The sequence below is a fragment of the Kribbella sp. NPDC031520 genome, assembly GCF_055580825.1.
Genome location: NZ_JBVIKS010000003.1, coordinates 341,721 through 359,556 on the forward strand (window position 1 = coordinate 341,721; position 17,836 = coordinate 359,556).

Consider the following 17,836-nt stretch of genomic DNA (forward strand, 5'->3'; position numbering starts at 1 on the left):
GCTGTTGCTGTTGTCCTCAGCCGCCGCTCAGACGGCCTTCTTCTTCAGCTTGCGGCGCTCCCGCTCGGACAGACCGCCCCAGATACCGAAGCGCTCGTCGTTCTGCAGCGCGTACTCGAGGCACTCGCCCCGGACGTCGCAGCCGAGGCACACCTTCTTGGCCTCGCGGGTGGAACCGCCCTTCTCCGGGAAGAAAGCCTCTGGATCGGTCTGGGCGCACAGCGCCCGTTCCTGCCAGTTCGGCTCCTCCTCGATCGCCTCACCGTCGACAATCACCATCAGGCTTTCTGTCACGGTACGACCTCCTCGACCCTGTTCGTTCCCCTGTACATGTGGGTTTGCGGTCCACATGCCTGACCTCGTCCGTCCTGCGCTCTGCAACGGTCCCCGATACCGAGTGTCCTAACGAACGACACGGTTGAAATTACATTCCTGCAATCCACGAAAGTCAAGCCGTGCTCTGCTATTGGGATCATCCGCAACATGGCCGCAAAAGAACGAGAGGCCTGTGGATACAGGCCTCTCGCGCCGGGTACCCGGCCTCAAACCTTGTACTGAAGGGACTTTCCGACCTAGCTCGGCAAAGGCTTGCCGATGCAGCTCACTTCCTGGTCAGGAAGGCTGGGACCACCAGCCCTGCTGCCCCTGGTTCTGCTGGTTCTGGTCGTTCTTGTCCGCGTCGACGCGCGGGTCGATGCGGGTCTCGTCGGCCGATTCGCCCTGCGGTGCAGGCTCTGCGGCACCCGGCTGCGGCTCCGCGGCCGGCTTGTCCTCGGCCGGCTGCGGCCAGGCCTGCTCCTGCGGCCAGGCCGGCTGCTGCGGCTGCTGGGCGTCCGCCTGCTCGTGGGTGCCTTCGGCAGCGCCGTGCTCCTGCTGGCCCCACTCCTGGCCGGCCGCGGGCTGCTGGCCGTACTCCTGGCCGCCCCACTGCTGCTGACCGGCGTCGGCGCCCCACTGCTGCTGCTCCTGCGGCCACTGCTGAGCCGGCTGCTCGTGGCCACCCCACTGCTGCTGCTGGTTGTCGGCGCCCCACGCCTGGGTCGGCTCGGCAGCCGCCTGACCCTCAGCGGGCCACGTCTGCTCCTGCTGACCCGCGTGCTGTGCGGAGTGCTGACCACCAGCTGCGTGCTGCTGCGCCTCGGCCTCACCAGCGGACCACGCCTGCTGCTGCTCGCCCTGGCCCCAGCTCGGCTCCTGCGGCCACTGCTGCTGGTCGCCCTGACCCGCCGCGTAGCCACCAGCGGCACCGGCCGCCGCATAGCCGCCGTACTGCTGGCCCTGGTCGTACTGACCGCCGTACTGCGCCTGCGGGTCCGGCTGGCCGTAGCCCGGCTGCTGACCGTAGCCCGGCTGGCCGTACCCAGCCTGCTGGCCACCGTACTGACCCGGAGCGCCGTGCTGGCCGGGCTGCTGGAACTGGCCCGGCTTCGGGGCCTTCACCGGCGCGGGCAGCGCCTGGAACGTCTTGAGCGCGTACAGACCGACACCGCCGTACAGCACGAGGCCGGCCAGCGAGGCGATGAAACCGACGATCTTCTCGCCCGCCGTGCCGGCGCCGTTGAACTGCGCGAACGTGGCGATCAGGCCGATCAGCAGCAACAGACCGGTGATGATCAGCGCACCCAACGCCACGAGCCGTGCGTTCGGCGTCCGCTCACCTTCGTTCACCAGCCAGACCGCACCCACCAGCGCGGCGATGAGCGCCAGCGCGTCGAGGTTCGGCGGGACGATCAGGCCGTGCACGCCGGCTGCGGCACCGACGAAGGTGCTCTCCCCGACGAACAGCGCGAACAGCGCGAACACGGTGTAGAGACCGGCGAATGCGAGCAAAAGGTACGCGACCGGCTCTCTGAGCTTCTTGGTTGCGTCGGTGACCACGAGGGCTCCTCGGATGTTGGGGGGCCGTACAACTGAGCTGTGCGGATCTGATGACGCACTGCAGCATAGTCGTGCGGTGGGCCGACGCATTGACGACTCGGGCAGACTCTTCCCATGCGATTGCCTGAACGACACCCCGAGCGTGTCACCGTGCTGGCCGGCGGCATCGGCGGCTCGGCCTTCCTGCGCGGCCTGATCAAGGCCCGGCCGGACGCCCAGATCACCGTCGTCGGGAACACCGCGGACGACATCACCCTGTTCGGCCTGCGGGTCTGCCCCGATCTGGACACCGTCATGTACACCCTCGGCGGCGGGATCTCGGAGGAGCGCAAGTGGGGCCGGGAGGACGAGACCTGGGTGATCAAGGAGGAGCTCGCGGCGTACGGCGTGGAGCCGACCTGGTTCGGGCTCGGCGACAAGGACGTGGCCACCCACCTGGTACGTACCCAGATGCTGGACGCCGGCTACAGCCTGACCGCGGTCACCGAAGCGCTGTGCGCACGCTGGGAGCTCCCCGTCCGGCTGCTGCCGATGAGCGACGACCGGATCGAGACCCACGTCGTGGTCGACGATCCGGAGCAGCCCGGCCGCCGCAAGGCCATCCACTTCCAGGAGTACTGGGTCCGCCACCAGGCCGCGATCCCGGCCCACCAGATCGTTGCGGTCGGCCAGGACAAGGCCAAGCCCGCACCCGGCGTACTCGACGCGATCGCGGACTGCGACGTACTGATCATCCCGCCGTCGAACCCGGTGGTCTCGGTCGGCACCATCCTCGGCGTACCGGGGATCCGGGAGGCGGTCCGCGAGACAGCCGCCCCGGTGATCGGGCTGTCGCCGATCATCGGTACCGGCCCGGTCCGCGGCATGGCCGACAAGGTGCTCGCCGCGGTCGGCGTCGCGTCCACCGCGTCGGCCGTCGCCCGGTACTACGGCTCCCGTACGTCCGGCGGCGTCCTCGACGGCTGGCTGATCGACACCTCGGACGCGATCCAGGCGGATTCGATCGCCGGAGCCGGAATTCACGTCCAGGCGGTGCCGTTGTGGATGACCGACGAGACCACGACCGCCGCGATGGCTGAAGCGGCACTGACCCTCGCGGAGGCCGTACGGCGATGAGGAAGCACCTGGAGATCTTCCCGGTGACCGGACTGCCCGAGGTGGCGGCCGGCGCGGACCTGGCCGCCCTGATCGCGGACGGCACCGATCTGCGCGACGGCGATGTCGTCTCGGTGACGTCGAAGATCGTCAGCAAGACGGAGGGCCGGCTCACGTACGGCACCCGGCAGGAGGCGATCGACTCCGAGCTCGTCCGGGTCGTCGCGCAGCGCGGCGACACCCGGATCGTGCAGACCCGGCACGGCCTGGTGATGGCCGCGGCCGGTACGGACACGTCGAACACGGCCCCCGGTACGGTCCTGCTGCTGCCGGTCGACCCGGACGCCTCCGCGCGGACTCTGCGGTCGGCGTTGAAGGAGCGGTACGACGTGAACGTCGGCATCGTCGTCACCGACACGCTCGGGCGTCCCTGGCGGAACGGGCAGACCGACCTGGCGATCGGCGCGGCCGGGGTCCGCGTGGTCGAGGACCTCCGCGGTACGACGGACAGCCACGGCAACGTACTCGCCGTCACCGAGCCCGCGCTCGCCGACGAGATCGCGGGTGCGAGCGAGCTGGTGAAGGGTAAGGCCGACGGCGTACCGGTCGCTGTACTGCGCGGGCTCGAGGACCTCGTACTGCCCGTGGGCGACGACGGTCCCGGTGCGCGGGCGCTGGTGCGGGACGCGGAGTTCGACCTGTTCAGCCTCGGGACCCGGGAGGCGGCACGGGCCGCCGTACTGTCCCGGCAGGCTCCCGGTGGGCCACTTGCCGTGGATCCGGAGGTTTTCGCGGAGCTGGCTCTCGACGGGGTTTCGCTGGAGCTGGGCGACGGGGTCGTCACGGTGTCCGGTGCGGAGCCGGTTGCCGTCGGCGTGATCGCCGAACGGGTCGCCGTACTGCTGCATGCGGAGGGCTACGGCGTCGCCGTGCATCCGGGGCCCGGGAATGCGGCGACGGTCACGTTCGGATCCCGTTCGAAGTAGTTTTCTAGGCAACTTCTTAGGGTCACCTCGTACACTGCGATCTCATGGCGGCGCGGTGGCCGCCCCTTCCGGGAAGACCAAACACTGTGGGTAAAGCGTCGTCGCAGAAACAGTCGCGCCGCGAAATGATCGAGAAGATGCAGCGCGAGCAGGCCGCCGGGGACCGCCGCCGCACGATCATGATCGTGGTCGGTGCGATCGTCGTCGGACTGGCGATCATCGCCTACCCGGCGATCCGCCTGGTCCAGGACTCCCGGACCAAGAACCAGGCACTCACCGACTTCGGCGTCGCCGCCGCCAAGGCGTCCTGCGACGCCCCCACGGACGACGCCGGCGGCGGCACCCAGGACCACCGCCCCGACGGCGAGAAGATCGCGTACTCGGTCTCCCCGCCGTCGTCGGGCCCGCACTACGCGGTCTGGGCCCCGTTCGACAAGAAGTTCTACGCGATGAGCGACCGCCCACCGGTGGAGAACCTGGTGCACAACCTCGAGCACGGGTACACCATCCTCTGGTACCGCGACACGCTGCCGAAGAAGGAGATCGACAAGATCGAGAAGATCGCCAAGTCGAAGCTCCCCGAAAGCTCGCTGAACAAGTTCATCGCGGCCCCGTACAAGCAGTCCGAGGGCAAGGGCTGGCCGGACGGCAAGAACCTCGCGTTCGCACACTGGAGCGGCCCCGACGCCAGCGGCAAGATCTCCTTCGGCCACCGGCAGTTCTGCTCCGAGGTCAGCGGCGAGGCCCTCAAACAGTTCATGGACAAGTACCCCGCCACCGACGCCCAAGAACCCAACGGCGGCTGAGCCCCCAGCAGTTGAGAACACCCCCGAGAGCACCTGCTTCTCGGGGGTGTTTCTGTTCGAGCAGTCAGATGTAGTTGGCGTGGGCCGACTGGACGTGGGCCACCAGGTCTTTGACCCGTTCGCCGTCGGACAGTGGGCAGACCATGGTCACGTCCTGGGTGTGGACGATGATGTGGCTGCGCAGGCCTACCGCTGCGACCAGGTGGTCCGGGTCGTCGGTGACGATGATGTTGTCGTGGGAGTCGAGCAGGCAGCTCAGGGTGGTGCTGTCGGTGCGGTTGCCGTTGGGGTCCGCGGTGTACGTGTCTGCCAACGCGGCCCACGAGCCGACGTCGAGCCAGTGCACGGGCATCGGTACGACGACCACGTCGGCGTCGACCTTGCCCTGGGAGGCGGGCTCCATGACGGCGTAGTCGATGCTGATCTTGCGGAGGTTCGGGTAGACCTCGGCGAGGGTCGCTTCGCGTTCCGGGGTGTCCCAGACGGCGGCGACGTCGCGCAGGCGGGCGGCCGACTCGGGAAGCAGCGTGTCGAGGACCTGGAGCACCGTCGACGCGCGCCACACGAACATGCCGGAGTTCCACCAGAACCGTCCGGTGGCCAGGTACTGCTCGGCGGTCTCGCGGTCGGGCTTCTCGCGGAAGCGGTCGACGACGTACGCCGAGGTGCCCTCGATCGGGGCGCCGCGTTCGATGTAGCCGAGGCCGGTGTGCGGGTGGGTCGGCTCGATGCCGAACGTGACGAGGGACCGGGCGTGCGCCTCGACCACCTCGAAGCCCTGCTCGATCGCGTCCCGGAACTCCTGCTCGGGGCTGATCAGATGGTCCGACCCGACGAACGCGACCACGGCGTCCGGGTCGTTCCGGGCGACCACGGCGGAGGCCAGGCCGATCGCGTTCGCGGTGTCGCGGCGGGCGGGTTCGCCGATGATGTTGTGCGGGCCGAGCTCGGGGAGTTCCTTGCGTACGACGTCCGTGATCGCGCCGACCGTGCAGACGTAGATGTTCTCCGGATCGACCAGGCCGAGCAGACGGTTGTACGCCACCCGCAGCAGCGACTGGCCCGCCGCCAGCGGCAGCACCTGCTTCGGCCTGTCGTCTCTGGACATCGGCCAGAGCCGGGTCCCCGAACCACCTGCCAGAATCACCACGTTTCGCATGGAGAGACCCTACCGGTCACGGACCACTGGGTGGCTGCGGAATCCGGAGGTGCTTCAGGTCGGGTGGGATCGGGGTGTCGGCCGGTTGCCAGAACAGCTCGGACTGCCCGTCGAGCGCCGTCGCGGGCGCGTCGGTCAGCCCGAAGCGGTCACGCAACCGGCCGTAGAAGTCGGTCGGCCGGAGCCGTACCAGCCGGAGCCGCTGCGGTGACCCGTACACCCCGATCCAGTCGCCCGGATCGAGTACGCCGCGCAACTGACCGTCGATGCTCACCGCCGCCTGCCCCGAATGCGGCAGCACCCGCAGGGCGATCGGCTCGTCCGGTGCGGCGACGACCGAACGGTTGAAGGTCATGTGCGGTGCGACCGGAGTGAACACGATCGCCTCGGTGTTCGGCGACAGGATCGGTCCGCCGGCCGCGAAGCTGTAGGCCGTCGAGCCGGTCGGCGTCGCCACGATCACGGCGTCGGCGGAGTACGACGCCAGCAACCGCCCGGACAGGTACACGCCCAACGCGACCTGGTGATCCCGCGCGAGCTTCTCCACCACGACGTCGTTCAGCGCGGTCACGTCCAGCGCCAGCCCCCAGCCGTCGCCCTCGGCCATCTCGTGCCGCACCGGCGGCGGAGGCAGCGCGGGCCCGTGCCCGTACCGCAGCAGGGACTCGATACCGTGCGGGATCTCCAACGGCCGCGACGCCCGCATCGTCAGCGTCATCCGTTCCTCGTACATCGCTCCGCCGTGGTGCACCGCTTCGAGGGCGGCCTCGACGTCCTTGCAGGCGACCTCGGTCAGGAACCCGACCTTGCCGAGGTCGACACCCAGGACAGCGGCGTTGTTCTTCGCCGCGATCCGCGCACCCCGCAGGAACGTACCGTCGCCGCCGAGTGTGACGACCAGGTCCGGGTCACCGGCGTGATGCAACTCCTCGGTACCGGTACGGCGTTCCTGGTGGTCCTTCCAGACGTCGATGTCCGTGCAGCCGATGCCGTGCGCGGTCGCCCAGCGCCGTACGGTCTCCGCGGTCTCCACCGCCACCGGACGCCCCTGGTGCACCACCAACCCAAGCCGTGAAATCGCCACACCACACCGTACCCGGCGGTGTCAGTCCGGGCGGGCGGCGCTGACGATCGGGTCGGTCTCGTCGTCGAACTCGCCGATCACCTCTTCGAGGAGGTCCTCCAGGGCGACCACGCCGATCGCCTGGTCGCCGCCGCAGACGACGGCGAGTTGGGAGCGTTCCTCGCGCATGGTCCGGATCGCCTTCGCCACCGGGGTGTTCTCGCCGAGCTCGAGCGCCGCCATCATCAGGTCGGACGCGCGGCTTGTCGTGTCGCCCGCGGTTGTCGCGCGGGCTGCGTCGCGGACGTGCACGATTCCGCAGATCGACGTTCCGGAGCTCACGACCGCCAAGCGCGAGTGCCCTTCGCGGCGGCTGGTCAGCTCGACCTCGCGGGCCGAGGCGGTCGACGCGACCGTGGACAGCTCCGCGATCGGCGTCATCACCTGGCCGACCGTGGTGTTCTGCAGCGCGAGCATCGCGGTCAGCAGCTCGTGCTCGGGCGCTTCGAGCGTCCCGTGCTCACGGGACGACTGGATCAGCAACCGAAGCTCGTCCGGCCCGTGCGCGTTGGCGATCTCGTTCTGCGGGGTCACCCCGATCAACCGCACGCACAGGTTCGCGATCCAGTTCAGAACGCTCAGCAGCGGCCGGAACACGTACGTGAACCCGCGGAACGGCATCGCCAGGATCAGCGCCGACCGCTCCGGGTTGCTGATCGCCCACGACTTCGGTGCCATCTCGCCGAGCAGGACGTGCAGCAGACCGATACCACCGACCGCGAGGATCAGCGCGATCACGTGCCCGACGCCCTCCGGTACGTGGGCCAGCTCGAACAGCGGATGCAGCAACTGCGCCACCGCCGGCTCGCTCAGCGAACCGAGCCCCAGCGTGCACAACGTGATCCCGAGCTGCGCGCCCGCGAGCATCAGCGACAGCTCGCTGACCCCGGCGATCGCGGCCCGCGCAGACCGGCTGCCGGACGCGGCCGCCTCCTCGAGCCGGTGCCGTTTCGACGCCACCAGCGCGAACTCGGCCGCGACGAAGAACCCGTTCAGCGCCAGCAGGACGGCGGAGATGATCAACGCCCAGGTCGTACTCATGCCACCCGCTCCATCACCACGATGCCCGGCACCCGACGCTCGATCGTCTGCACCGTGAGTCGAACGGACTCGGTCGGGATCGGCCTGCCCTCGTGGTCGATCCGCTGTGGCAGCTCCACGACCAGCGTGTCCCCGACGTCGGGGATCCGGCCGAGCCCAGCCATCACCAGCCCGGACACGGTCTCGTAGTCGTCGCTGGTCGGCAGCGGTACGCCGGTGGCCTCCTCGACCTCGTCGAGCCGCCATCTGGCCGGTACGACCCATGACCCGTCGCCGCCCTGCACCAGTCGCGTTTCCGGCAGGTCGTCCTCGTCCCGGATCTCGCCGACCAGCTCCTCGGCGATGTCCTCCAGCGACACGATGCCCGCGAACCCGCCGTACTCGTCGACGACGATCGCGAGCTGCCGGCGCGCGACCCGCAGCCGTTCGAGTACGCCGGGCAGCGGCAGCGTCGTCGGTACGGCGACCGGCGGCGACGCCAGCGATCCGACCGCGACCGTCGCGCGGTCCGCCGGGTCGAGCTCGACCACGTCGCCGATCGCGACCACACCGACCACCTCGTCGACCGATTCGCCGACCACCGGGAACCTGCTGTGCCCGGTGTCCTGCAGCTCGACCACGCGGGTCAGCGGCTGGTCGCGGTGCACGGTGACCACGTCGACCCGCGGCACCATCGCCTCGCCCGCGGTCCGCCCGCGGAAGTCCAGGCCGCGGTCGAGCAGCCGCGTCGTGTCCTCGTCCAGCAGGCCCTGTTCGTACGACGTCTCGATGATCCGATCGAGCTCCTGCGCGGTCGCGCCCTGCGGCAGCTCCTCGACCGGCTCGATGCCGACCCGGCGCAGGATCCGGTTCGACGCCGAGTCGAACAGGTGGATCACCGGGCCGGCCACCGTCAGATAGACCAAGGTCGACCGCGACAGCCGCAGGGCGATCGCCTCCGCGCGAGCGATCGCCAGGTTCTTCGGGGCCAGCTCGCCGAGCACCATCTGGATGATCGTTGCCAACAGCAACGCCAGGACGACGGAGACCGACAGGCTGACGCTCCGCGGTACGCCGGCGGCGCCGAGCAGGTGCTCGAGCCCCTCGCCCAGGTACGGCTCGGCGAAGTACCCGGCGAGCAGCGCGGTGATCGTGATGCCGACCTGCGCGCCGGACAGGACGAACGACAGCCGCGCGGTGACCTTCAGCGCTCGCGCGGCGGCAGCGTCACCGTCCTCGGCCAGCGTTCTGAGGCGACTCCGGTCGACGGCAACGTACGCGAACTCCTGGGACACGAAGTAGCCGGTAGCAACGGTCAGCACCAGGATCAGGCCCAGGCCGGCCAGGATCAGCATGCCAGAACCTTACCTACTGCGTGCTGGACGGCCTCCAGGGGACGACCTCGCCGTCGCGGACCAGTTCGCCGTACTGGCCCGGGTCCACGTGGTCGGCGAGGATCAGGTCCGCGATCGGCCGCACCGCCTCCGCAGGGGACTTCGCCTGGCTGAAGTCCTCGAACCACGGCCGCGAGGCGCGGGTGTCGACCAACCCGGGGCACACCGACGCGACCAATGTGCCGGCCGCGAGATCCGCCGTACGCCGCTCGCCCGCGATCGCCCGGACCGCCGCCACCTGGGCCACCTTGGACGGCAGGTTGATCCACTCCGGCCAGCCCTGCGCGGCGGCCGTACCGTCGTGCACCGCGGTACGCCACTCCTCGACGACCTTCTCGACATCCTCCAGCGACGCCCCGTCGAACCGGCTCCACAGCTCCTCCGGCAGCTGCGCCAGCGTCCCGAGCGAACTGGCGACCACGATCAACCGCCCACCCGGCCGCAGGATCGGCCCGAACGCCCGCAGCATGTACTGCGCCCCGAGGTTCGCCACATCCACGAACTCGTCCACCTGCTCGACAGCCGCCTTCCCCGGCTCCAGCGGCCCGACCGCGTTGGACACGACGATGTCCACGCCGCCCAGCTCCGCGGCCAGCCGACGCACGGCCTCTCCGTCGGTGACGTCCAGCACCCGACCCTCGACCCGAGCACGTCCACGGACCTGAGCTGCCGCGGCCGCGACACGTTCGGGGTTGCGGCCGGTGAGGAGGACGAGGTCCTCGGGGTTCATGCGGTTCGCGAGTTCTTCTACCAGTGCGTAGCCGATGCCTTGGTTGGCACCGGTGATCAATGCGGTTCTCATGAGGCCCAACGTAGGTCCGGCGGATGCATGACTCCAACGAAAGTTGGGCACACGTGGTATGCGTAGACGTCATGGACTTCACCGATGTCTCGCTGGTTGCGTTACGGGTGTTCCGGGAGGTGGCGGAGCGCGGTACGTTCACGGCCGCGGCGTCCGCTCTCGGGTACACGCAGTCCGCGGTCTCCCGGCAGATCGCGACCCTCGAACGTGCGGCCGGGGGCCGGTTGCTGGAGCGGCGGCGGGAAGGAGTCGAGCTGACCGCGTCCGGCCGGGTCGTACTGCGGAACGCGGCCGGGATCCTCGATCAGCTCGACGCGACCGCACGCGAGCTCGCCGGTCTGCCGGCCGCGGGCGGGACCGTGCGGCTCGGCTGGTTCCCGAGCGCCGGTGCGGTTTTGTTGCCGCGGGCAATCAGCGCGGTACGGCGTACGCACCCGGCCGTGACCGTGACGACGCGCGAGGGTTCCACGCCCGCGCTGGTCCGGGCGCTCCGGGCCGGGACGATCGACCTGGCGCTGATCGCGTCGGCGCCGCCGTTCCGCCCGCCGGACGCCGAGACGCCGGCGTTGAAGCTGGAGACGCTGGCCGAGCGGAGCCTGCGGCTGGCCGTACCTGCTGGGCATCCGTTGGCGGCGTACGACTCGGTGGAGGTCGGCGACCTGCACGGTCAGCGCTGGATCGCCGGGCCTGCTTCGAGCAACGAGCTGTGGATGGGGGTGTGGCCGGGGCTGGACGAGCGGCCGGTGATCGCGCACACGGTGCGCGACTGGTTCGCCAAGCTGCAACTGGTCGCCGCCGGCGCCGGCATCACCACGATCTCCGCCTCGATGTCCCCCGCGGTCCCACCCGGCGTCAAGGTCCTCACAGTCGAAGGAGGCCCACAAGAACTCCGCCGCACAATCCTCGCCCGCCTCCCCGGCCGGCTACCGGAACCAACAGCATCAGTAGCCGCCGCGCTACGCACAGCAGCCATCGAAGTCAGCTAATGCGTTTTACTGCCCGGTGTTCTGTGTGGGGTTCTTGTCATCCGCAGGTGCCTGCGGCGCCGGGGGCTGGACCGGCTGCGGCTGAGTCTGCGGTTGCGCCTGGGTTACCTGGGTCGGGCTGTCGTCGTTTCCGCTTTGGCGGGCCTTTTCGAACTCCTTCATGGCCTTCGCCGCGTTGCGGGTCAGTTCGGGGAGCTTCTTGGCTCCGAACAGGAGGATGACGATGACGAGGATGACGATCCATTCGCCGCCTTCGGGCAGCGCTAGCTCCGGCACCATGGGTAGCCCTTCTCTCCACTTGTTCCCCCTCCAACGTACGCCCGTCCGCGAACCGTAGGGTGGGCCATATGTCACAAGTCCTGCCCGACCTGTTCGCGGCCGCGGTCCGCCGGGACGGTGCCAAGCCGTTCCTCACCTACTACGACGACGCGAGCGGAGAGCGGATCGAGCTCAGCGCGGTCACCACCGCGAACTGGGTGGCGAAGACCGCGAACCTACTCCAGGACGAGTACGACGCCGAGTCCGGCGACACCGTCGCGATCGGCCTGCCGCCGCACTGGCTCGGCGTGGTCTGGGCGCTGTCCACCTGGTCGGCCGGCGCCGCGCTGACCAGCGGTACCGGGACGATCGCGATCACCGGCCCGGACTTCGCGATCCGCGGCGAGCGGGAGACCGTCGCCTCCGCTCTCCTGCCGCTCGGCGGCCGGTTCCGCGACCCGCTCCCGGACGGCGTCCACGACTACGGCGCCGAGGTCTACAACCACCCCGACGTCTTCTCCCCGTACGACGTGCCGACGCCCAGCTCCCCGGCGTACGACGACCTCACCCACGAGCAGCTCATCGAAGCCGCCGAACCGATCACCGACCGGATCCTCATCACCCGGACGCTGACCGACCGCGACGGCCTGGGCCTGCTGGTCGGGGTGATCTCGGGAGGTGGTTCGATCGTGCTCTGCCGCAACCTGGACGCCGCGAAGCTGGAGCGCCGGGTCGCGGACGAGAAGGTCGACCGAGTACTGGAGGGGTAGCGTGCGGCGGTTCGAAGGCAAGGTAGCGCTGGTCACGGCGGCGGCGCAGGGCATCGGCTCGGCGGTCGCGCGGCGACTCGCGGACGAAGGCGCGTCGGTCGTCGTGACCGATCTCCAGGAAGACAAGCTCGCCGAGGTCGCGAAGAGCATCGGCGACCAGGCGTTGCCGGTACGCGTCGACGTGACGAGCCGCGACGACGTCGACGCGGCGGTCGCGGCCGCGGTGGAGCGGTTCGGCCGGCTGGACGTCGTGGTGAACAACGCCGGCGGCTGCATCGTCCGGTCGGTGCCGGAGGACGCGACGGCCGAGGAGTTCCACGCGCAGCTGGACCTCACGCTGGTCGGCGCTTCGCGCTGCATCCAGGCCGCACTCCCCCAGCTGGTGAAGAACCGCGGCAACGTCGTCACGATCAGCTCGGTCAACGGCATCGCTGCCTTCGGCAACGTCGAGTACTCCGCCGCCAAGGCCGGCCAGATCGCGATGACGGTGAACTACGCCGCGCGGTACGGCGAACTCGGCGTCCGCTTCAACGTAGTTGCCCCCGGCACCATTCGGACCCCGAACTGGGACAACCAGCCGGACACCCTGGAACGCTTCGGCAAGATGTACCCATTGGGCCGCGTCGGCGAACCGGAGGACATCGCCGCCGCCGTCGCGTTCCTGGCCTCCGACGACGCGTCCTGGATCACCGGCCACACTCTGCCGGTCGAAGGCGGCGTCCTGACCGGCCCAGGTGGCCTGAACCTGGGCCCGTCCGGCTTCTTCAAGAAGGAGTACCCGGAATCCTGAACAGCTGCTCGGCCTGAGCCAGGGCCTCCGGGTCACCGGTCGTGCGATACAGGCCGCGCAGCGCATGGGCCTGTTCGAGTTTGTTGCCGAAGGCACCCCAATCCGCGGCCGCCCGGGCGAACCCGGCAGCCGCGACCGCGTTGTCGCCACGGTGCTCGGCGAGCAGCGCCTCGGCGGTCTCGACCGAGTACTCGCGCAGCGGCAGCACCGGCACGAGCCGATCCGCGAGGACCGTTCCGGCGTCGACCCGGCCGGCGGCGAGAGCCGCCCGCACCAGTGCCGGGAGCCGGGCCTCGAACTCGAGACTGCCGTCGAGATCGGTCAGCGAGGCAAGGAGCTCGAGGATTTCCAATACACCGTCGCGATCCCCGTCGCGGCCCCGTGCCGTCGCTGCGGGGGCCGCCGCGATCGCGATCAGATCCGGCCAACCCGCGGCGATCGCCAGCCGGTACGCCTCCTCGGCGCCGTCACGGGCGTCCGGTCCACCGGACTCCAGCTCCACGACGGCCAGCGCCGCGAGGACCTCGATCCGCCGCAGGGTGGTGAAGGCCGGGCCGGGGTTGTCCAGCTGAGCGCGGCACGCCGCCACGACCTCGGCCGGGCGGCCGGTCTCGATCATCAGCTGCAGCATGGTGCAACTGATCTGCTGTTCCAGTTCGACCAGTCCGCGCCGGACTGCGAAATCGCGCGCGGTGACCAGCTCGCCGAGGGCAACCGCCGGGCCCTCGATCTGCCACAGCACCCAGCCGTAGTTCAGCCAGGTCACGGCCGCGTCCCGTCCACGGCCGAGGTCGAGCAGCGCCGACAGCGCCTCCTTGACGTCGACCAGTCCACCGGTGTCGCCCTGACTCACCCGGGCCAGCCCGCGGGCCTCCAGCGCCCGGTTCGGTACGGGGTACCCGTGCTCGGCCGCCATCCGCAGCGCGCGGTCGGCCGCGTCGATGGCGTCGGCCCGCCGGCTCGCGACCAGCCGGATGCTCGCCTGTCCGGACAGCAGCTGGACCAGGTCCTCGCTCGGCCCGAGGTCCTCGAGCATCGCCACCGCCCGGTCGACCGTGGCCAGGCTCTCCGCCATGTTGCTCATCGCATATGTCGACGCACGCAGCGCGAGCGCCAGTCCGTGAACGTCGCCGGCGGCCTCGAACCCGGCGACAGCCTCGCCGTAGGCGGCCCGTGCGTCGTCGAGCCGGCCGGCCAGGAACGCCGCCCAGCCCCAGCGGGTCAGCACCACCGGACGCTCCGGGTCCCCTTCCGGCGCAAGCGCCAGGGCGGCGTCGAGCAATGTCATCGCCTGGCTGGTGTCCAGGTTCATGGCGTGCTCGGCGGCCAGCAGCAGGTGGCGACGGGCCCGGGGCCTGATCGAAGCGACTGCAGCTGTGTCGCCGAGCGCCGTGGCCAGCTCCAGGGCGGTGGTGAGGTGGTGAGCGATCAGGTTCGGCGTTTCGGTCTCATTGGCCGCGCAGCGCTGGTCCAGCCAGTCGGCGGCGGCCAGGTGCGCCGCCGATCGAGCCGCACGGGGCAACTGGCTGTAAGCGACGTCGCGGGTCAGTGCGTGCCAGAAGCTGTACTCGTGCTGGTCCAGCATCGACGACCGCCGGACCGGGCGTACCAGCTCCTTCCGGGCGAGCTCCTGCAGCGCCGCGACCACCTCGTCGGTCGACCGGCCGGACATGGCCGCCACGGCCTCGGCCCAGAAGACGCGGCCGATCACGGCAGCCTCGGCGATCAACGCCTTCTGCTCGGGATCCAGGGTGTCCAGGCGGGCCGCGATGATCGCCGCGATTCCGGCGGGCAGCTCGGCGGCGGCCTGATCCGGTCCGCAGTCGATGACGATGTGCGCGAGCTCCTCGGCGTACAGCGGATTGCCGTCCGCCCGCCGCACCAGTCGTCGCCGGGTCTCTTCGGGTACGTCGAAGTCGCCGAACCTGTCCGTCAGAACCTGGTCGGTCTCGGCGTCGGCCAGCGGGGAGAGGCTGATCGTGAGCGAGTTCTGCAGGCCACGGGCCCATCGGGGTCCGCGTTCGAGCAGTTCGGGCCGGCTGGTGATCAGGACCAGCAGCGGCAGGTCTGCGAGCCAGTCCGCGAGGTGATCCACGAAGGCGAGCAGCGCGTCCGACGCCCAGTGCAGATCTTCGAAGACCAGGACGGCGGGCGACCGGTCCGCGAACGACTCGAGGAGCTGCCGCCAGGCGGCGAAAGACTCCTCCTGCGTCACTGCGCCCGGCTGCGCGGAACTTTCGGCGCCGACCAGTGGACCGACCCGGGCCCGCAGCCAGGCCCTATCGGCGCCGTCCGGAAGGATCGCCTCCAACTTAGCCGCGGCCTGTGCGGGCGGCTCGGTGTCGAGGATCCCGGCCTGGGCCTTGACGATCTCCGCCACCGGTGCGAACGGCCCTTCGCCGTACGGGAGACAACGACCCTCGCGCCAGGTGACCGGCTCGTCGTACTGGCCGAGCCAGGCGCCGAACTCCGCGACCAGACGCGACTTGCCGATCCCGGGTTCGCCGAGCAGCGTGACGAACTGCGGTACGCGTTCCGCGACCGCCTTCTCGAAGGTGGTGCGCAGCAGGGTGAGGTCACGCTGCCGGCCGACCATCGGCGTACTCAGGTCGCGGATCACGTCCGCGCCGAACCGCGCCCGCGGCGGACCGGCCCGCCACCGCTCCACCGGGTGGCTGACGCCCTTGGCCGCAACGGGCTCCAGGGCGTCGTAGCCGAACACGCGACTCGTCGCCGTATGGGTGCCCGTCCCGACGACGACCGCGCCGATCGGTGCGGACGCCTGCAGGCGGGCGGCCAGATTGACGACCATGCCGGTGACGAACGGTTCGCCCAGCTCGGGTCGCGCGGTCACCTGGACCAGGGCTTCCCCGGTCTCGATGCCGATCCGGACCTCCAGTGGACCGTCCGGCAGCGCCGCCACCGCGTCGAGGATCGCCAGCCCCGCGCGGACCGCGCGTTCGGCGTCGTCCTCCCGGGACCGCGGCGCGCCGAACACGGCCAGGATCGCGTCGCCGGCGAACTTCTCGACCGTCCCGCCGTACCGCTCGACGGTCGTACGGAGCGTCGAGTGGTACGGCGCCAGCCAGCGGCGGACGTCCTCCGGGTCGGCCGACTCAGAAGCCGTGGTGAAACCGACCAGGTCGCAGAACAGCACCGAGACAACCTTGCGTTCCTCGGTCATGCCGTCCCCTTTTCCGGCCTGCTGGCGCCGACGGGATCAGCCCTGGGACTCGAGCGAGCGGATCCGGGCGGTCAGGGCCTTGAGCAGCGCGCCGGCGACCTCCGGGTTCTCCCGCACCACCGGCGCGAAGGCGAGCGAGGACAGCGCGAACGTGCTCAGCCCGCCCGGTCCGGCGATCACCGTCGCGGAGCGCGGCAGACCGTCGATCAGCGAGATCTCCCCGAAGTAGTCGCCCGGCCCGAGCGGGGCCCGGTCGGCGCCGTTGACCTCCACTTCGGCGGAGCCCTCCAGCACCACCTGCAGTCCGGCATCGTTGGCGCCCTGCTCGACCACGTGGTTGCCGGCCGCGACCTTGAGCGTGGTGCCACGCTCGATCAGGTCCGACAGCGTTTGCGTGGGCAACCCTTCGAAGAGATCGATCTTCGCCAGGAACTGCGGCAGGCTCTCGTAACTCATGGGATCGCACCCCTCGATCGGTGCCCGTCGCCGGGCAGCACAGTGAACTGCGGGACAGGCTACCGCCACTGTGGATCGCCGACCACGACGGCACAATTCCGGCCCCGAGGGCCGGCCGCGGTCAGTCCTTCGGCCAGGCCTGCCAGGCAGTGGCGAACATCTCGTCGACCGTGTAGGTGTTCCGCCAGCCGAGGTCGCGCGCCGCGAGGTCGCCGTTGGCCACCACGCGGGACGGGTCGCCGGGGCGGCGGGGGCCTTCGGCCGGGGTGAAATCGATGCCGGTGACCCGGCGGGCGGCGTCCATGATCTGGCGGACGGACGTACCGGTGCCGCTGCCGAGGTTGTAGACGCGTTCCAGGGTCTTGCCCGCCTCGAGGGCCCGGGCGGCGGCGACGTGTGCGCGCGCGAGGTCCGCGACATGCACGTAGTCCTTGACCGAGGTGCCGTCCGGCGTCGGGTGGTCGGTGCCGTAGATCTGCGGGACCTTGCCCTGGGTCAGCAGGTTGCACACGATCGGGAACAGGTTGTACGGGCTGGCGTCGTACACCGTCGGGTCGCCGGAGCCGACCACGTTGAAGTAGCGCAGCGACGTGTGGCGCAGCTCGGTCGCGGCGGCCTGGTCGCGGAGCAGCCACTCACCGATCAGCTTCGACTCGCCGTACGGCGACTGCGGGTCCGGCACGGTGTCCTCGGTCACCACCTCGTCGCGCGGCGTCCCGTACACCCCGGCGCTGGACGAGAAGACGAGGTTGGTCACCGACTTCTCCGCCATTGCCTCGAGCAACGACACCATCGCGGTCACGTTCTGTGTATACGTGTGCAACGGCCGCTCCACCGACACCCCGGCGTACTTGAAGCCCGCCAGGTGCACCACGCCCTCGACGCCCTCCAGCGCCGAGCGGACGGCCGTACCGTCCAGCAGGTTCGCGCGGACGAACGGCACGCCGTCCGGGACGAACTCCGCCTTCCCGCTCGACAGGTCGTCGATCACGACCACGTCGATCCCGTCGTCGCGGAACGCCCGCACCACATGCGCTCCGATGTACCCAGCACCACCAGTCACGAGCCACGTCATGTCTCAGATCCTGCCACCCGTCCGCGGGAGAACCCCCGCGGACGGGCCGAACCT

Annotated in this window: 17 protein-coding genes; 6 read left to right on the forward strand and 11 right to left on the reverse strand. The window is 70.1% G+C overall.

The genetic code is table 11. The features are described from left to right. Positions 1 to 27 precede the first annotated feature (27 nt). Together ACZ5BU_RS17015 and ACZ5BU_RS17020 are read right to left on the reverse strand one after the other, a co-directional pair. The gene (locus ACZ5BU_RS17015; protein WP_465701062.1) at positions 28 to 279 is read right to left on the reverse strand and encodes a WhiB family transcriptional regulator; all 252 of its coding nucleotides are present in this window, start codon (positions 277 to 279) and stop codon (positions 28 to 30) included. Between the two features lie 333 nt (positions 280 to 612). Next, positions 613 to 1,878, reverse strand: a complete 1,266-nt coding sequence (locus ACZ5BU_RS17020) for a hypothetical protein (protein ID WP_465699857.1) — start codon at positions 1,876 to 1,878, stop codon at positions 613 to 615. Positions 1,879 to 1,992: 114 nt separating this feature from the next. On the opposite strand from ACZ5BU_RS17020, the gene cofD reads away from it, so the two are divergent. The 3 genes from cofD (at position 1,993) to ACZ5BU_RS17035 (ending at position 4,765) form a co-directional block, all read left to right on the forward strand. After that, positions 1,993 to 2,994, forward strand: coding sequence for a 2-phospho-L-lactate transferase (gene cofD / locus ACZ5BU_RS17025; RefSeq protein WP_465699859.1), 1,002 nt, complete (start codon positions 1,993 to 1,995; stop codon positions 2,992 to 2,994). Next, positions 2,991 to 3,959 carry a coenzyme F420-0:L-glutamate ligase gene (locus ACZ5BU_RS17030; RefSeq protein ID WP_465699860.1) on the forward strand — a complete coding sequence of 323 codons (969 nt, stop codon included), beginning with the start codon at positions 2,991 to 2,993 and terminating at the stop codon, positions 3,957 to 3,959. The genes cofD and ACZ5BU_RS17030 overlap by 4 nt, the downstream gene beginning before the upstream one ends. A gap of 125 nt (positions 3,960 to 4,084) precedes the next feature. Continuing rightward, a complete protein-coding gene (locus ACZ5BU_RS17035) occupies positions 4,085 to 4,765 on the forward strand; it encodes a DUF3105 domain-containing protein (RefSeq protein WP_465699861.1) in 681 nt (226 codons plus the stop codon). A 64-nt stretch (positions 4,766 to 4,829) separates the two neighbouring features. On the opposite strand, the gene ACZ5BU_RS17040 is transcribed toward ACZ5BU_RS17035, so the two are convergent. The 5 genes from ACZ5BU_RS17040 to ACZ5BU_RS17060 are packed head-to-tail and all read right to left on the reverse strand — an operon-like array spanning position 4,830 to position 10,263. Next, the gene (locus ACZ5BU_RS17040) at positions 4,830 to 5,924 is read right to left on the reverse strand and encodes a mannose-1-phosphate guanylyltransferase (protein ID WP_465699863.1); all 1,095 of its coding nucleotides are present in this window, start codon (positions 5,922 to 5,924) and stop codon (positions 4,830 to 4,832) included. 16 nt (positions 5,925 to 5,940) lie between these two features. Beyond that, a complete protein-coding gene (locus ACZ5BU_RS17045; protein WP_465699864.1) occupies positions 5,941 to 7,008 on the reverse strand; it encodes an NAD(+)/NADH kinase in 1,068 nt (355 codons plus the stop codon). 21 nt (positions 7,009 to 7,029) lie between these two features. After that, a complete protein-coding gene (locus ACZ5BU_RS17050; RefSeq protein ID WP_465699866.1) occupies positions 7,030 to 8,088 on the reverse strand; it encodes a hemolysin family protein in 1,059 nt (352 codons plus the stop codon). After that, positions 8,085 to 9,422: a hemolysin family protein gene (locus ACZ5BU_RS17055; protein ID WP_465699867.1), complete on the reverse strand. Its 1,338-nt coding sequence runs from the start codon at positions 9,420 to 9,422 to the stop codon at positions 8,085 to 8,087. Before ACZ5BU_RS17055 ends, ACZ5BU_RS17050 begins: the two co-directional genes overlap by 4 nt. A 13-nt stretch (positions 9,423 to 9,435) precedes the next feature. Next, on the reverse strand, positions 9,436 to 10,263 hold the full coding sequence (locus tag ACZ5BU_RS17060) for an SDR family NAD(P)-dependent oxidoreductase (RefSeq protein WP_465699869.1): 828 nt from the start codon (positions 10,261 to 10,263) through the stop codon (positions 9,436 to 9,438). A 71-nt stretch (positions 10,264 to 10,334) separates the two neighbouring features. Between ACZ5BU_RS17060 and ACZ5BU_RS17065 the strand changes: the two genes are divergently transcribed. Then, a complete protein-coding gene (locus ACZ5BU_RS17065; protein WP_465699870.1) occupies positions 10,335 to 11,249 on the forward strand; it encodes a LysR family transcriptional regulator in 915 nt (304 codons plus the stop codon). Between the two features lie 6 nt (positions 11,250 to 11,255). Here the strand turns inward: ACZ5BU_RS17065 and ACZ5BU_RS17070 are convergent, their stop codons facing one another. Beyond that, a complete protein-coding gene (locus tag ACZ5BU_RS17070) occupies positions 11,256 to 11,528 on the reverse strand; it encodes a twin-arginine translocase TatA/TatE family subunit (protein WP_465699871.1) in 273 nt (90 codons plus the stop codon). 68 nt (positions 11,529 to 11,596) lie between these two features. Here ACZ5BU_RS17070 and ACZ5BU_RS17075 point away from each other — a divergent pair, with 68 nt between their 5' ends. After that, positions 11,597 to 12,277, forward strand: coding sequence for a TIGR03089 family protein (locus ACZ5BU_RS17075; protein ID WP_465699873.1), 681 nt, complete (start codon positions 11,597 to 11,599; stop codon positions 12,275 to 12,277). A 1-nt stretch (position 12,278) separates the two neighbouring features. Continuing rightward, positions 12,279 to 13,067 carry an SDR family NAD(P)-dependent oxidoreductase gene (locus ACZ5BU_RS17080; protein WP_465699874.1) on the forward strand — a complete coding sequence of 263 codons (789 nt, stop codon included), beginning with the start codon at positions 12,279 to 12,281 and terminating at the stop codon, positions 13,065 to 13,067. Here ACZ5BU_RS17080 and ACZ5BU_RS17085 read toward each other — a convergent pair. The 3 genes from ACZ5BU_RS17085 to galE all read right to left on the reverse strand — a co-directional run bounded on the left by ACZ5BU_RS17085 (position 13,042) and on the right by galE (position 17,782). Next, positions 13,042 to 16,251 carry an AAA family ATPase gene (locus ACZ5BU_RS17085; RefSeq protein WP_465699876.1) on the reverse strand — a complete coding sequence of 1,070 codons (3,210 nt, stop codon included), beginning with the start codon at positions 16,249 to 16,251 and terminating at the stop codon, positions 13,042 to 13,044. The two genes, ACZ5BU_RS17080 and ACZ5BU_RS17085, sit on opposite strands and share 26 nt — an antisense overlap. Positions 16,252 to 16,287: 36 nt before the next feature. Beyond that, positions 16,288 to 16,707: a cyclic nucleotide-binding domain-containing protein gene (locus ACZ5BU_RS17090; protein ID WP_465699877.1), complete on the reverse strand. Its 420-nt coding sequence runs from the start codon at positions 16,705 to 16,707 to the stop codon at positions 16,288 to 16,290. Positions 16,708 to 16,828: 121 nt separating this feature from the next. Continuing rightward, positions 16,829 to 17,782 carry a UDP-glucose 4-epimerase GalE gene (galE, locus tag ACZ5BU_RS17095; protein ID WP_465699879.1) on the reverse strand — a complete coding sequence of 318 codons (954 nt, stop codon included), beginning with the start codon at positions 17,780 to 17,782 and terminating at the stop codon, positions 16,829 to 16,831. Between the last annotated feature and the right edge of the window lie 54 nt (positions 17,783 to 17,836).